General features: G+C 40.7%; 18 protein-coding genes. 7 read left to right on the top strand and 11 right to left on the bottom strand.

From position 1 onward, the window contains the following. Positions 1–58 precede the first annotated feature (58 nt). The gene (locus tag AC1XUO_RS19770; protein ID WP_483331498.1) at positions 59–1,315 is read right to left on the bottom strand and encodes a hypothetical protein; all 1,257 of its coding nucleotides are present in this window, start codon (positions 1,313–1,315) and stop codon (positions 59–61) included. Continuing rightward, complete coding sequence (locus tag AC1XUO_RS19765; RefSeq protein ID WP_483331497.1) at positions 1,312–2,583, bottom strand: hypothetical protein; 1,272 nt, start codon at positions 2,581–2,583, stop codon at positions 1,312–1,314. Before AC1XUO_RS19765 ends, AC1XUO_RS19770 begins: the two co-directional genes overlap by 4 nt. A gap of 224 nt (positions 2,584–2,807) precedes the next feature. Here AC1XUO_RS19765 and AC1XUO_RS19760 point away from each other — a divergent pair, with 224 nt between their 5' ends. From AC1XUO_RS19760 to AC1XUO_RS19750, 3 genes are all read left to right on the top strand, one after another. Further along, a complete protein-coding gene (locus AC1XUO_RS19760; protein ID WP_483331525.1) occupies positions 2,808–3,947 on the top strand; it encodes an acyl-CoA dehydrogenase in 1,140 nt (379 codons plus the stop codon). Positions 3,948–4,120: 173 nt separating this feature from the next. After that, positions 4,121–5,050, top strand: a complete 930-nt coding sequence (locus tag AC1XUO_RS19755) for an AraC family transcriptional regulator (RefSeq protein WP_090336674.1) — start codon at positions 4,121–4,123, stop codon at positions 5,048–5,050. A gap of 191 nt (positions 5,051–5,241) precedes the next feature. Next, positions 5,242–5,946 carry a porin family protein gene (locus AC1XUO_RS19750; RefSeq protein ID WP_483331496.1) on the top strand — a complete coding sequence of 235 codons (705 nt, stop codon included), beginning with the start codon at positions 5,242–5,244 and terminating at the stop codon, positions 5,944–5,946. 54 nt (positions 5,947–6,000) lie between these two features. On the opposite strand, the gene AC1XUO_RS19745 is transcribed toward AC1XUO_RS19750, so the two are convergent. After that, the gene (locus AC1XUO_RS19745; protein ID WP_483331495.1) at positions 6,001–6,435 is read right to left on the bottom strand and encodes a nuclear transport factor 2 family protein; all 435 of its coding nucleotides are present in this window, start codon (positions 6,433–6,435) and stop codon (positions 6,001–6,003) included. Between the two features lie 217 nt (positions 6,436–6,652). Here AC1XUO_RS19745 and AC1XUO_RS19740 point away from each other — a divergent pair, with 217 nt between their 5' ends. The 3 genes from AC1XUO_RS19740 to AC1XUO_RS19730 all read left to right on the top strand — a co-directional run bounded on the left by AC1XUO_RS19740 (position 6,653) and on the right by AC1XUO_RS19730 (position 8,015). Further along, a complete protein-coding gene (locus tag AC1XUO_RS19740) occupies positions 6,653–7,045 on the top strand; it encodes a hypothetical protein (RefSeq protein WP_483331494.1) in 393 nt (130 codons plus the stop codon). A 389-nt stretch (positions 7,046–7,434) separates the two neighbouring features. After that, positions 7,435–7,683 carry a DUF433 domain-containing protein gene (locus AC1XUO_RS19735; protein ID WP_483331493.1) on the top strand — a complete coding sequence of 83 codons (249 nt, stop codon included), beginning with the start codon at positions 7,435–7,437 and terminating at the stop codon, positions 7,681–7,683. After that, positions 7,680–8,015 (top strand): DUF5615 family PIN-like protein, encoded by a 336-nt coding sequence (locus tag AC1XUO_RS19730; protein WP_483331492.1) that lies wholly within the window; start codon positions 7,680–7,682, stop codon positions 8,013–8,015. The genes AC1XUO_RS19735 and AC1XUO_RS19730 overlap by 4 nt, the downstream gene beginning before the upstream one ends. Before the next feature lie 257 nt (positions 8,016–8,272). On the opposite strand, the gene AC1XUO_RS19725 is transcribed toward AC1XUO_RS19730, so the two are convergent. From AC1XUO_RS19725 to AC1XUO_RS19690, 8 genes are all read right to left on the bottom strand, one after another. Next, a complete protein-coding gene (locus tag AC1XUO_RS19725; RefSeq protein WP_483331491.1) occupies positions 8,273–8,422 on the bottom strand; it encodes a hypothetical protein in 150 nt (49 codons plus the stop codon). Positions 8,423–8,631: 209 nt separating this feature from the next. Beyond that, on the bottom strand, positions 8,632–9,204 hold the full coding sequence (gene nadD / locus AC1XUO_RS19720; protein ID WP_483331490.1) for a nicotinate (nicotinamide) nucleotide adenylyltransferase: 573 nt from the start codon (positions 9,202–9,204) through the stop codon (positions 8,632–8,634). A 111-nt stretch (positions 9,205–9,315) separates the two neighbouring features. Further along, positions 9,316–9,885 carry a guanylate kinase gene (gene gmk, locus AC1XUO_RS19715; RefSeq protein ID WP_483331489.1) on the bottom strand — a complete coding sequence of 190 codons (570 nt, stop codon included), beginning with the start codon at positions 9,883–9,885 and terminating at the stop codon, positions 9,316–9,318. 10 nt (positions 9,886–9,895) lie between these two features. After that, the gene (locus AC1XUO_RS19710; protein WP_483331488.1) at positions 9,896–10,186 is read right to left on the bottom strand and encodes a phosphohydrolase; all 291 of its coding nucleotides are present in this window, start codon (positions 10,184–10,186) and stop codon (positions 9,896–9,898) included. 87 nt (positions 10,187–10,273) lie between these two features. Then, positions 10,274–10,861: a sigma-70 family RNA polymerase sigma factor gene (locus AC1XUO_RS19705; protein ID WP_483331487.1), complete on the bottom strand. Its 588-nt coding sequence runs from the start codon at positions 10,859–10,861 to the stop codon at positions 10,274–10,276. A gap of 238 nt (positions 10,862–11,099) precedes the next feature. After that, positions 11,100–11,603 (bottom strand): hypothetical protein, encoded by a 504-nt coding sequence (locus AC1XUO_RS19700; RefSeq protein WP_483331486.1) that lies wholly within the window; start codon positions 11,601–11,603, stop codon positions 11,100–11,102. Beyond that, positions 11,600–12,439: a rod shape-determining protein MreC gene (mreC, locus tag AC1XUO_RS19695; RefSeq protein ID WP_483331485.1), complete on the bottom strand. Its 840-nt coding sequence runs from the start codon at positions 12,437–12,439 to the stop codon at positions 11,600–11,602. The genes AC1XUO_RS19700 and mreC overlap by 4 nt, the downstream gene beginning before the upstream one ends. 76 nt (positions 12,440–12,515) lie before the next feature. Next, positions 12,516–13,541 carry a rod shape-determining protein gene (locus tag AC1XUO_RS19690; RefSeq protein ID WP_090336705.1) on the bottom strand — a complete coding sequence of 342 codons (1,026 nt, stop codon included), beginning with the start codon at positions 13,539–13,541 and terminating at the stop codon, positions 12,516–12,518. A 177-nt stretch (positions 13,542–13,718) separates the two neighbouring features. On the opposite strand from AC1XUO_RS19690, the gene AC1XUO_RS19685 reads away from it, so the two are divergent. Then, positions 13,719–15,221 carry a GH3 auxin-responsive promoter family protein gene (locus AC1XUO_RS19685; RefSeq protein ID WP_483331484.1) on the top strand — a complete coding sequence of 501 codons (1,503 nt, stop codon included), beginning with the start codon at positions 13,719–13,721 and terminating at the stop codon, positions 15,219–15,221.

The raw sequence follows: 15,221 nt of genomic DNA, 5'->3' as shown, positions 1-15,221 counted from the left end.
GTATGCAGATACGCCGACCCAATTTTCTTAAAAAATCTTAAAAGTCCGTAGGTTATGATTATTCAGCAATTCCCGCTGCGGCAGTTTTTTTTGGAAAAGCAAGCCACACAAAATATCCGGTCAGGATAATGATACTTACCTGAATTAAATAATCGATGATAGAATCGCCGGAAGCGGTGATATCAGCCGGACTCAGATAACGCGGCATGCCCAGTCTCCACCAGTATGAAGGATGGACAACACAAAGAATATTAAAAACAATCAGCAGAAAAACCTGTTTTTTGTTACTCCAATCGATGATGTAAAAAACGAGGGGTATTAAAAACAGGAAAATGTAATTGCTGTAAGCGCTCTGCTGGATCACCATCATGGTAGCATACAACACAACCCAGACGCGGGAAAGCATCACACGGAAATCGGCATGCTGTAAGCGAAAAGCGGCAAGCGTAGCCAGTCCAACAGAAATGACCAGCCCAACCCAGTTCCAGAATTTCTCTCCAACACCAATACCATCAAAAAACCACGGATTGATAATGGAAAGAATATTGGGAGCACGTAACACTTTGGCTTCGTCCATCGGCTGCATGAATTCCATGCCGACGAGCGGATAAAGTATACCAAGCGAGATTATTCCAATGATTATCATTGGAATAAGGAATCTGATCTTTTGTTTTTCAATAAGAAATAATGGAACCAGTATCAGAACAAAAATGGCTTTGGTCATTAATAATCCAATAGCCAAAACCACCGCATACCATTCCACACGAACTGTTCTTTCTCTGACCAGGTAAGCCAGCACGACGAATAACCACATCCAGACATCTTCCTGTGCTCCGACAATACACAATACCAGCGATCCCGGCAGAACATAATACATCAATGCTTTGAACAAAAATGCGCCGCGTGACTGAAAGGGTCGGAAAAAATGCCAGGAAAGCCAAAGAGCTACGCCATCCATAACCGCCATTGTAAGTACGATCATTTTCGGACTATACCAGATTTTAAGCCAAATACCTAAAAAATAAGCATATAGGGGAGAATATGGCGACCAAAAATCACGGTAGACAACCTGGCCCATGGATGCCTTGCTTCCTTCATCCCAGAAGCCGAGTACGTCCGATGTTGGTGTAATATTGGCAATTAAATAAACCGCGATAAATGGAATAAGCCGGAAAATAATCCAGCCTGAAATAAGAGAAACTCTGACGCTCTTACTTTCAAGCCATGCAGAAAGTCTTTTTCGTTGAGAAAAAAGAATAATCAGAAGGATGATACATGCCAGGCTAAGACCTGTTTTTGCTAGAACTACACTCATGCCACAGCCAGTTTTTCAGGATTTACAACGTTTTGATAAGTCTTCCGCAAAATCCAGATAAAACACAATACGTTTAGAATTTGTAAAACATACTCAAAAAGATTTGACAGGTTTCCAAACATACCAAAGGAAGTATACGAAGGCTGATCAATATAAACCCAAACGAAAGGTTGGACAACCGTGAGCCAGTTTACAGCCAGTAATACGATGACGTGCCACGTTTTTCTGATATCAATAACGTCAAAAAGAACAGCCATTAAATAGGCGATCAGATAAGCACCCATGGCACTGGCCTGGAAAATCATCATACATACGAATACAGCGATGAATATTCCGGGAAGGATTTCGCTGATATGCCTGTGACGCGCTTTAAATGCCATGAAAGCCGGAATGAAAACGGTAAACAGCAATCCGACCCAGTTGATCATGGTCGATTTTTTCTCGTTGATATGGATAAACAGTTCAACGAACGGGCGACTTATTGAAAATAAATTTGGTGTCATCAATTGTTCAGTATGCTGGATCGGCATCAGAAACAGATCGCCAATCTGCCAGTATAAAAAACCGACTGCCGGAATTCCGACCGCTGCCATAACCATAAGCATTTTAACAGGCTTTTTCACAACCACTAAAATGGCAGGGAGCAGAAATATAAACGTCACCTTGATAGTCAGCAAAGTCAATGCAAAAAGCAGCCCTGCGCCAACCTCATAATTTTCCTTATGCTTGATCGTATAACGCCAGATCAGCAACGCCGCACCCCAGAACCAGACTTCTTCCTGTCCGTCTACAAGAATATACATGAACCCCGCAGGAAGCATCAGGTATATCATGGCATATTGTAATGCCCTGGTATTTTTGACTTTATAGGTTCTGTATGTAAGCCAGAGAATCGCACTTTCCATCAAAACCATAAATAAAACAATCGCACGCGAATTATGCCAGATCCAGACCGGGATACTTATGATGTATGCATACAGCGGCGCATGGTATGACCAGAAATCTCGGTATACAAAACCGCCGGCTTTCGCAGCTTCGGCTTTATAGAAAAAGAAGGGAATGTCACCGCGCGGATCTTCATTGACGATCAGGAAAATTCCAATCCATGGAATCAAACGAAGCAAAATAAAACCTGCTGCGAAAACGGCCTTTTCTTTTTCAAGCTGCCATTTTGCAAAAAGTTCAGACCGGCTGATCACCCAGAAAATTCCCAGGGTGAGCCCCAGATTGATGAAAAGCTTGATATAAAAAACGGTAAGAATGGGCATGTTAAAGTAAATGTCTTTTATGAAGTGTGTTGATTTTTGCGGTTTGGGCTCATATCAAGCCGCAAACTTAAGATAACTTTTTTTCAAAATGATCAGCAAAACGCAAAGATTTAATACGTTACAAACTCGTATGCTTGCATACTATTTCACAAAAGTCTATTTTTGAGTTATTCACAATCATCAAAAGTACCTTTCTTATGCCATATAACGCACAACTTATCGGGATGGATTTCAATCTGAGTGAGGAACATGAGGCTGTACAATTTGCTGCCCGTGATTTCGCACAGACAGAGCTATTGCCTGGTGTAATAGATCGTGATAATCAACAAAAGTTTGATCCTGCATTGACCCGAAAAATGGGTGATTTAGGTTTTTTGAGCATGATGGTATCGCCCAAATATGGCGGAGGAGGTATGGATACGCTTTCGTATGTGATCGCGATGGAAGAAATTTCCAAAGTGGATGCTTCCGCGTCGGTGATTATGTCGGTAAATAATTCTCTGGTTTGCTGGGGACTTCAGGCTTATGGAACGGATGCGCAGAAGGAAAAATATCTGACGCAGCTCGCGTCTGGGAAAATGGTAGGTGCCTTTTGTCTGTCAGAGCCGGAAGCTGGTTCGGACGCCACTTCGCAGCAAACAACCGCAGAGGATATGGGCGACTATTATTTATTAAACGGCACGAAGAACTGGATCACAAACGGGAGCTCTTCTGAAATATGCCTGGTTATGGCCCAGACACATCCTGACAAAGGACACAAAGGTATTAACACGCTTATCGTCGAAAAGGGAGCTGCCGGTTTTACGATTGGAAGAAAAGAAGATAAAATGGGGATCCGTGCTTCTGACACGCATACCCTGATGTTTTCGGATGTCAGAGTTCCGAAGGAAAACAGGATTGGTGAAGACGGTTTTGGATTTAAATTTGCGATGACGGTTTTGAATGGCGGAAGAATCGGAATAGCAGCTCAGGCACTGGGTATTGCGGCCGGAGCTTTCGAATTATCTCTAAAATATGCGCAGGAGAGAAAAACTTTTGGAAAACCCATAAGTGACCACCAGGCGATACAATTTAAACTTGCCGAGATGGCTACGAAGATTGAAGCGGCCAGATTGCTCGTATATAAAGCAGCGAGACTTAAAGATCAGGGCAAAGATTATGTAAAGGCGGCCGCTATGGCAAAGTTATATGCATCCGATGTAGCCATGTGGGTGACAACGGAAGCCGTTCAGGTTCACGGGGGTTACGGGTATGTGAAGGAATTTCATGTCGAACGGCTAATGCGCGATGCAAAAATTACACAAATCTATGAGGGTACCTCTGAAATCCAAAAATTAGTAATCGCCCGTGAGTTGCTAAAATAGCTCATTCAGGGCATTTTTCTACATATTGTTCTAAATGAGGTATTAATTTCGTGTAAAAAAGATACTTTTTTTATATATTTTGTTATTACATGCTTGTATTAGTTTTGTACAATTTATTAGATTTGTACAAAAATTGAGTAATCGGTCTTTTCGGCCCTTAAATATATACATGTATGGAAGACTATAATAAGATTATCGAGTCATTGGGAGTCAAGTTTGTGAAGGCACGACACATTCGTATCCTGCAACCTATCACAATCAAGAATTTTTATGATGTACAGAATTCACTTACAATTTTGTACGACGGAGAAGTTTCTTTCGGGAGCGAAGAATCTCACAAGGTAGAAGAGGGTGACATGTTGTTTATCCCAGGCGGAAAACACGCGACTGTTACTTACGGAAACACGCAATCTGCGAAAACCGTGTCGAACGAGGAGTTCATGACAAACCGGGATAATTATATAGAAGCAGGACATGACCCGGCTTTGATCGGGAAATTGCCAAATTCTTTTGGTTTGATCTCTTTTGAAGCGAAAGTTTTCGATACCGTTAACTTCTTCACCTCTCTGGATGTTCCGCCGTTTTTGATCAAAAGAGATGATCAGATTGCGATCACGATCAACCAGATCCTGACTGAAGACATGCTTGATATTCCTGGTAAAGGACGTATCATTAAAATCAAAACAGAAGAAGTTGTTATCGAAATTATTCGTTACATTCTTAAAAATAAATTGTTTGTTGAACAACTTGTTACAAACAGTACCTATTTCAAAGATCCTCGTTTGATTGATATCTTTGCTTATATCAAAGACAACTTGGGTGGCGATCTATCCAATAAAGTTCTGGCAAACGTTGCAAACGTATCAGAAGATTACGTGGGGCAGTATTTCAAAATGCTGACGGGTATCAATCCTCAGGATTATATCGAATACCAACGTATGGAGAAAGCAGTTGATTTGCTACGTACTTCGAAGAAAAGTATCCGCGCGATCGGTTCTGATGTTGGATATAAAGACACAGCTTATTTCTGCCGTCGTTTCAAAATGATGTTTGGTATTCCAGCTGGTAAAATGCGTCGCCGTGAATCGTTGATGAATGTTTAGTACTTGATTCTATAATTTTGAAAAAAAAGCCGTCCCGAAATGGGCGGCTTTTTTCGTGTCCGGGCTGAGCACTTCAATTTTTTCCTGAAATAATTAACCGTTTGTTTACATAGAATATCTGATAATTTTATTTCTTTTGGAATAATAATTAAAAAAATAACGCAACAATTTATCTAAAAGCCATGATGATTATGAAGAAATCCCTACGCCAATTTTTTATACTGTCTATTTGTTTTCTGGCGACGACCGTGTCCTGGGCTCAGGTAAGTTTGGGCGTCAGGGGAGGAGCAAATTTTGCCACTTTTGCAGTGAGTGGAGACGATCAGGACTTCCCGTTTAAACCAAAAGCAGGTTTGAACTTTGCACTTTTATTTAATCTGCCTATAAGTGGATCAACCAGTATCCAAATTGAACCGGGATTCTCCCAGCGTGGTGCCCGGATTTCGGAGAAATCCGAACAGTTGATCAATAGCCAGCAGGTAAAGATTGACATTAATGGAAAGTTGTTGGTGAATTATATTGAAATGCCGATCCTATTTCAATACAGACCTCAATTGGGAAAACTGCAGGGATTGCTTTCCATCGGACCTGAGGTGCGACTAATGACAGGTAATATCAGAGCAAAATCCAGATCGAAAGTGTATGTAGACGGCGATCTGGTTAGCGACACGAGTGAAGACGATTCTTATGGTTCTTCGGATGATACTAATAAATTTGATTTTGGTCTTGTCGGTGGTGCGGGCGTGGCATATCCTCTTGGCACGTTAAAAGTCTTTGCCGAAGGACGTTATCATTTTGGGTTAAGAAATCTTGCATCGGATAGCGGCGATGATTCCAAAGTTCACAATCGTGGAGCGTCTGCTCACATTGGCATACTGGTGCCGATTGGTAAATAATTCTTAAAACGATATTGTCGAGGAGCTTCCTGGAATGGAAGCTCCTTTTTAATTTTACCTTACCGGAGTAAGTTGCACCGTAGAAACTTTCCAGCTACCTCCTTTTTTTACTGCGACAACTGTGTAAGCCACCTGGTTTTGGAAACTGTTATTTTCAATCTTCCCTTTGACATTCCAGGTGCCGCTAATCACACCGACGTCACCATAGTCTTTTGAGCGTGTACCGGAGATTATGCCAGAATCAACGATTATATAACCTTGTGCAACCCCTTGTGCGAGCATATCCCGATCAACTTGCTGACCATCAAAACTGACTATTGAAAAATCATCAGCCAAAATGTCGTTGAGTGCATTGGTATCTTCGTCTAATAATGCTTTGAAAAAAGCATTTGAACATTCAGTCGCATCCTGCGGACGGGAAAAGCTAGCTTGTGCGTATGAACAGAAACTGGCAAGCGTGAGAAAACTAAAAAGCAATATCTTTTTCATCGGAATTCGATTGATTTTTAAAGTAGAAGAATTTTCTTGGAATCTGATAAAAAGCGTATTCTTCTGCAAGTTTTTTAGGAAATGTTTATATAAAAATAACACGGTCTTACTTTTCCAGCCGATTCGTGATAGTCTTTCGGGAAACGGTATCTTCTGTTGTGAATATATGAGTAAATTTGGTTTTGTTTTATAGTGATTGAAATTTGTAAATATTGATATGATAAAGATAAAATCATTGCTATCTATGGTGGGCCTTTTCTTGGGGCTTGCAGCTTGCTCAGTGCCTCCGGATACACTTGGTAAGTTAGACTTGAAGAAATGGCGTCAGGATCGTGGAGGATGCAAAAACGAGCGTTCAGATCTGGCTGCGGATCTGAGAGGCGAGCAAAAACAATTGATGGGAAAGTTTGCGGATGACATTGGGAAAATTCTCGGCAAGCCTGATATACACCAGCTTGGCGCGGGGAACACGAAATTCTATGTCTATTTTCTGGAAAAAGGCCCTCAATGTGATGATATTACAAAAAAATCAGAAGCGAAAAAGGTGATTATGAAGTTTAATGCCATTGGTTTGATGTCGGAGATTACTTATCAGAGCCGGCCGTTATGATGTTTTGATTAAGTTTTTAAAGTAAGAGGCGAAATTACTTCTGCATCATGTCTCGGCTCAAAAGTTTTTGAGTTGAGCTTCCGATTGGTGTAAACATACCATTCAAAATTAATAAAGTCATTTTCGTTTCCTGAATTTCGCTTTGTGAGGAATGACAATGTTTGTCCGGATGTAATAGGCGCACGGCTTTTAATCCGGACAACAATTTTTATCAATTAACCTTCCAGACTAACATCGATGAGATTGGTGAAATATTTTTCTCGCTCAGGAATATTATCCGGCGTTGACTTTTCTCGGAAAGTCTGACGTCATTGACCCGGTCTAAAGCGAAGTTCCGATATGAATTCCGATCCGAATCATAAGAAGTGAAAAGTTGTATATTTGAGAAAATGAATCATACAGCTATGCAAAACTGGCAGGAAAAAATCAGTCTCAATCCGGAAATACGTTTTGGGAAACCGTGCATTAAAGGTACGAGGATTACAGTTTGGGATATTTTGGGGTGGCTTGCGAGTGATATGAGCTATGACGAAATAGTAGAAGATTTTCCGGAGTTGACAAGAGGTGATATTCTGGCCGCATTAGCTTTTGCTGCTAATAGGGAAGAGAATACAAAAATTTTGATAACAACGTCATGAAATTTTTATTTGATGAGAACATTTCATACCGGATCGTCAAACAGGTTAGTAACGCAGTTCCTCAAAGTATTCATGTCAGCCAAAGTGGTCTAAATAAACCGCCAACAGATCGCGAAATATGGAGTTATGCCAAGGCCAATAATTTCCTAATCGTAACATTTGATGAGGATTTTCAGGACCTTGCAAACGTGAATGGTTTTCCACCCAAAGTGATTTTATTAAGAACAGGAAACTCATCTACCCGATTCATATCAGAACTACTCATCAATAAATTACCAGACATTCTTCAATTCTATGAAACAGAAGTCTATGGGCTTCTGGAAATATTTTAATTACGCAAACCCACCTCAAAGGCTTCGGCCTGGAAAATTTCCGCGTTTTTAAAGATTACACCTGGTTCGATTTTGCTTCGATCACGATTTTAACCAGGCGAAATAGTTCAGGGAAAAGTTCTTTGAATTAGGCGTTGATTGCTAAAGGATAATTTGAGAAAGGGAATTTACCGCACTTCTACACAATAATTGGGTGCAGCAAATTAGAGATATGAATAATTCTTTTATTGCAAGAAATATATGTGAATGCAATAAAATCAACCGGCTCTTAATGTAAACCAGAAGGCTCCCAAGGAGGCAAATTCAACCGATTCCACATTTCTTTCTATAAACAGGATACTCCTCCGGAGTGACTGAATGCATGATTTTAGAGCCAGGAAAATCGTTATATCTACGATTTGTTCCATAGGAGCATCCTGTTAATAGCAAATTGAAAGTATACCGAACCAAACCTGGCTCCATCGGAGCCTCCTGCTAGTATATGCTAAACGTTTATAATAAATCGATCAGGCCGCTAAATTGAGAATGGCTTTTTTTGAGTTATCGGACCAAACAATTATTCAGAACAAAAACCGCCATGATTGATGAATTGAAAAAAAGTAAACGGCAATAATTATCAAAGATAAAACTTCTTCAACCGGATCATTTCTTCAACCGGCTCAGAAACCATATATCGAATTGATTTGCCACTTTTCAGGCAAGCCCTCAGGTAGGTGGCAGAAATATCTAAGAGGGGAGCTTCAACAAACCTTACGGACGGATGGTTTTTGAAATTGTGAGGTGCAGCATTTGGCCTTGGGTATACGTATAAGCCCACATATTCCAGAATTTTATCATAATTTTTCCAGTTGGGAAACTGAGCCAGATTATCTTCGCCCATGATCAGTTTGAACTCATGCTGAGGAAACTTTTCCTGCATTCTGATCAAGGTATCAATCGTATAACTTGGTTTGGGCATGTGAAATTCAACGTCTGTTACTTTCAACAGGGCGTTGTCGGCAACAGCTCTGGAAACCAGATCATAGCGGTCAAATTCATGAAGTAAACTGGTATTTTTTTTAAAGGGGTTTTGAGGGCTGACCACAAACCAAACCTGTTCAAGATCCGTAGCAGTTACCATCGTATTGGCAATAATTAAATGTCCAATGTGAATGGGATTGAAGGATCCAAAAAACAGACCAATTTTCATAAATTACGGATTGGGGATTTTAATAGGATAGAGGAGAATTTATGAGAGTATTATCAGCTGTTACATTTTCATGACAAAACTGACAATATACTGACAACAGCATGACATGGATCAGGAATTAATGAAATCGGTAATCAAAATCTCTGCCTTAGCAAGCGCTTCGTCCAGAATATCATTTACCAATACTGTATCAAACTCCTGCTCGAAACTTTGTTCATAACGAACTTTTGCTAAGCGTGTTGCCAGCGTTTCGGGAGTTTCTGTACCACGGCTGTTAAGTCTTCGCTGAATTTCCTCCTCTGAAGAAACTTTAACAAACACAGCCAAAGCACTTTCGTTGTATGCTTCCTTGAGTTTAAGGCCACCCTTGACATCCACATCGAAAACTACATGTTTTCCTTCATCCCAAAGCCTTTGAATTTCTGATTTCAGTGTTCCATAATAATTACCGGCATAAACTTCCTCCCATTCAGCAAACTCCTGATTTGCAATGCGCTGACGAAAATCTTCAATAGACAGAAAATAATAATCTTTTCCATCTACCTCATATTCGCGCTGCGAACGCGTGCACGCTGAAACTGAAAACGCTAATTGCGAGGAATACTTGCTTAAAAGATGCCGGACTATTGTGGTCTTCCCAGAACCTGATGGGGCAGAAAATATGATAAGCTTTCCTTTCACTTTAACCAGATTAACTATTTACTTTGGATAAAATAGTATCCATGATACTCTGAGGGCAAGGTTTTTTCACAAGTTTATGACTTAATGACTCCTTAATACACTTTTCAAGGCGATAAGCCTCGATACAGGGAAGGCATTTATCCATGTTTTCCCTGAAATGGTCCTTTTCTGCTTCCGTAGCTTCGTCATCAAGTATCGACTGAATGATTTTCATGCATTCAGCATGATGCTCGCAACTTTGCTTCATGGTTTGTTTTTGCGCTTCTTCTGTAACAGAAGGCGTATGGGAAGATGCATTCATCACAAATTATGCTGGTAAATTGATTGTTGGAATATATATGTACGACTGTACCCTATAACCCAATAGTACATAAAAAAAGTTCATAGGTTATGAATCATAACCCATTGAACTAGCATAACTTTTAAGTTTTTCTTTCAAAAGATTACGGGCACGGTGAAGTCTTGACCGTACTGTTCCGATTGGAATATCCAGGATTTTTGCCATCTCTTCGTAGGTGAATCCTTCGATATCACAAAGAATAATAACTGTACGAAAATCAACCGGCAGCGCATTTAATGCATTCGCTACTTCATCCCCGATTAATTCCTGAACCGCATCAGCACGAAGATCGACAGTATAAGTCGTGTCCGAAGCCTCCTCAGAGTTATAAGTCGTTTCTACTTCCTGGTAATCAACTTTTGAAGGTTCCTTGCTTTTCTTACGATAGTCGTTGATAAAGCTGTTTTTCAGGATACGAAAAAGCCAGGCTTTGGCATTTGTACCCTGCTCGAAAGAAGAAATAAACCGGAAAGCTTTTAGGTAAGTGTCCTGCACCAGGTCATTTGCATCGTCCTCGTCCATGGTTAGGCGGAAGGCGAAGTTGTACATGGAGTCTATGTGTGGCATGAATTCACGGTTGAAAATCTCATATCTGAGATCATCTGTGTATCCATTATTGGTGATTGATTCTGACATGGCAACTGACATAGGAATGCTGAATTTACAAAGATTATCAACAGCTCCAAATCGTACAAAGCAAATTTTGATGAACGGCAGTTATAAGTTCGTGAACTGTCGTTATTTCGGGATGCACATTTTTTCGCTGAAAGGACTTTACCTAACACTGGCTGACGTAAAATTTACGATCCACCGCTTATTCATGTATATACATCAATTTTCGAGCCACTAAATCCGGCACGGTCAAAATGTCAGGTTAGCGCCTTGAAAAAAGTTCCAAGAGCACTATCATTAACATGGTGAAGAGGGTACTCGCTGCGATTCGGAGCAGCGTATGCAATATCATGCCAAAATTATTTATTTCCATCAGAAAAAGCATCGAATGATGAATAAAAATCAGAGGTAAAATATAGGCAAGGAATGAGCCGATTCCCTGGCTTCTGATACCGATATCCACGCGGTCAGCTCCTTTTGATTCCATCTGATAATGTATTAAAAAAGGTCTGAGATATGCAATCAAAACCGTGGCTGCGGCGTGCATTCCAAACGTATTTGAAAATATATCAACGGTAAAACCAATGGCAAAACCGATAAACAAAAGATACATCCGACTGATCTCTGCGGGAAGAATTAAGATACCGGCAATGTAGACAAAACAGAAAGCATAGTTGAACAAAACCATGTTGCGCATGAAAAATATCTGCAGCAGCAGGTAGAGTATCACCATCAAACTATATTGTATTGCCTCACGTAAACTCATTGGCGATCTCCTAAGCGTTGTTTTAAAGTTTCCTGTTCCCCAAGCTGACGATTTTTTACCACATAGACATAAGATAAGTTTCTAAAGTCTGTCGCTAATTCCAGGATTATATTGTAAAAAGTCTGATCGGGATTAACCGTGACAGATTTTACCTTGCCAACCATGATTCCAGGTGGGAAAACGGAATTCACATTGGAAGTTACAGCTGAATCTCCTTTATAAACTTTCGTATATCTGGATACATCAACCATGTCTATAAAATTAGGATCCTTCCCAGGCCATTTGGCTGTTCCGATCTCATTACTTCTGATCAGTTTGGACGAAACCATAAACTGCGGATGCAGGATCGATGTGATAATCGAATAATTCTTTGAGCAGAAGCGTACCTTTCCGACCACACCTGTGGCTGAAATCACACCCATATCCGGCTCAATACCATCGGCAGTACCCTTGTCAATGGTGATGTAATTATTAGTCCGGTTTGTTTCGTTGTCGACGACTTTCGCAACGGTATAGGTAAATCTGGAATTGAAAGCAGAGTCTGGTACATATCCTGCGGGCGCATCTTTTGCATTTTTCTGGCTTAAAGTAGCCACCAGTGCGTTCAGCCGCGCATTCTCATTGGCAAGATCAGAGTTAATTTCACCCAAACGCGTATATTCTCTTGCTGAGTTAGAAAAGGCAAGCGTTTTTGCAACGTAGTAATTGGAAGTATTAAAATACGTTGCGCCCCAGTAAGAATTACTGCGCACGATCAGCCATCCGCTGAAAACTTCCAGCAAAATGAACACCAAAAAAAACCGATTCCGGGCAACGAAATCTACGAGTTGAAGCATGGGCTAATGTGTTCACACGCAGCGGGTCAGTAACAGGTTTTTGACCAGAAACTGACCTGCTGTGAACGTTCCTATACTACGAGATCAATACGGGCTTGTACAATTCCAGATTTTTAAGAACCTCACCAGTTCCTTTTACTACCGCCTTTAACGGATCATCTGCAATATGTACGGGTAATTTAGTTTTCTGTGAAATGCGTCTGTCCAAACCGTGGATTAGCGCACCACCGCCAGTCAGCCAGATACCATTTTTAAAAATATCAGCTGAAAGCTCAGGAGGAGAGATTTCAAGCGCTTTCATCACGCCTTCTTCGATTTTAGATATTGATTTATCTAAGGAATAAGCAATTTCGCTGTAAGTAACACGAATTTCTTTTGGAATACCAGTCATCAGATCGCGACCACGAACCTGGTAATCTTCTAATGCTGTATCAAGTTCAGGCGACGCAGAACCAATTGCCATCTTGATTAATTCAGCAGAACGCTCACCAATCAAAAGATTATGTTCACGACGCATATAATCTACGATATCTCTCGTAAATACATCTCCGGCAATACGAACAGATTGTTCACAGACGATGCCAGAAAGTGCGATAACTGCAATTTCGGTAGTACCACCGCCAATGTCTACAATCATCACACCGTTTGGCTGCGTGATGTCTATTCCGATACCAATGGCAGCAGCTATAGGCTCGTGAACCATATAAACTTCCTTGGCACCAGCATGCTCGCACGAATCTTTTACAGCACGTTTTTCAACTTCGGTAATTCCTGATGGTATACAAACAACCATGCGGTGGGATGGAGTGAAAAAGCGGCTGCCGGTATCGATCATTTTGATCATACCCCGGATCATCATTTCTGCGGCAGTAAAGTCGGCAATAACGCCGTCTTTCAACGGACGAATGGTTTTGATATTTTCATTCGTCTTTTCGTGCATCTGCATTGCTGTGTGGCCGATCGCTAACACTTTGCCGGTAGTTTTATCCATGGCAATAATCGATGGCTCATCTACAACAACTGTATCTTTGTGGATGATCAAAGTATTTGCCGTACCTAAATCAATCGCAATATCACTTGTCAAAAAATCAAACAATCCCATATATATTTTTAAAAATTTTCGCTCACTTTGATTTCAGGTGTGCAAAATTACAGATTATTACCCACAAACAAAGGCATTTAACAAATTTCACATACAGGGCATATTTTGGTCAAATAAGTGGTGCGATTTGCCCTTGTAGAATAGAATTTATAAATCCTGTGTACATTTGTTTTTACTATGGGAATCAGAGCACTTTTGAGCCAGCCACTGGCTAAATATATCGCAGAGGAACAGCAAAAATGGATCGTCAGGAGTACGGAAGTACAGGAAAAATGGCGCGCTAAACTTGTTGAAAAAGCAATGAACACGCAGTTTGGAAAAGATCATTTTTTCAAAGATATCCATACCTACGAAGAGTTCAAAGAAGCCGTTCCGGTAAGAGATTATGAAGATCTGAAAGGATATATTGCGCACCTGAAAGCGGGTGAATCTGACATATTATGGCCGGGAAAACCGCTCTATTTTGCAAAAACTTCGGGAACTACGTCAGGGACAAAATATATCCCCATTACGAAAGAATCGATCCCAAATCATATCAATTCAGCCCGAAACGCGATACTGAGTTATATTGCTGAAACCAAAAAGGCTGAATTCCTGGATAAAAAACTTATTTTTCTTTCAGGAAGTCCCGTTATGACAGAAACTGGTGGCGTGTTGACAGGCCGCTTGTCAGGAATTTCAAATCACCATGTGCCGGGTTATTTGCGGGCGAATCAAATGCCGAGTTATGAAACCAATTGTATTGAAGATTGGGAAACAAAACTTGACAAAATCATCGATGAAACGATCGACCAGCCTATGTCGCTTATTTCCGGAATTCCGCCGTGGGTCCAGATGTATTTTGACAGAATAACGGACAGAACAGGCAAGAAGATAAAAGATGTTTTTCCTGATTTTTCACTTTTTATTTATGGCGGGGTAAATTTTGAGCCCTATCGTGCCAAGCTATACGAATCGATCGGAAAGAGAATCGACTCCATTGAATTGTATCCGGCGTCGGAAGGATTTTTTGCTTACCAGGATTCCCAGAAAGAAGAGGGGCTTCTCTTGCTTCTTAATTCGGGGATTTTCTTCGAATTTATTCCGGTAGAAAATTTTTTCGATGAAAAACCGAAACGTCTTCGCATTAATGATGTCGAAGTAGGGAAAAATTATGCGGTCGTCGTAAGTAGTAATGCAGGGCTTTGGGGTTATTCCATTGGTGATACGATTAAATTTGTGTCGACGGATCCTTACCGGATTTTAGTTACGGGGCGTATCAAACATTTTATTTCTGCGTTTGGCGAACATGTGATCGGAGAGGAGATTGAAAAGGCGCTGCGATATGCGATGGAAAGACACCCGGAGGTAGAAGTTGTGGAGTTTACCGTTGCGCCAATGGTTACACCAAATCAGGGAAGTTTGCCGTATCACGAATGGTTTGTCGAATTTGCGAAAATGCCGGTCAACATGGAACAATTCATTCAGGATATCGACAGGAGATTGACAGAGCTAAATGTTTATTATGACGATTTGATCAAAGGAAATATTCTGCGCCAGCTGGTTATGACTCCTTTGCGTAAAAATTCATTCATTGATTACATGCGCGCCAGCGGAAAACTGGGCGGACAAAATAAGGTACCAAGACTTTCCAACGATCGTAAGATAGCCGACGAGCTGACGAAAATGAATACGTTGTAA

Source organism: Dyadobacter sp. HNCC25DJ186, assembly GCF_056895235.1.
The sequence above is the reverse complement of the archived record's forward strand: the minus strand, read 5'-3'. Positions and strand labels throughout refer to the sequence as shown.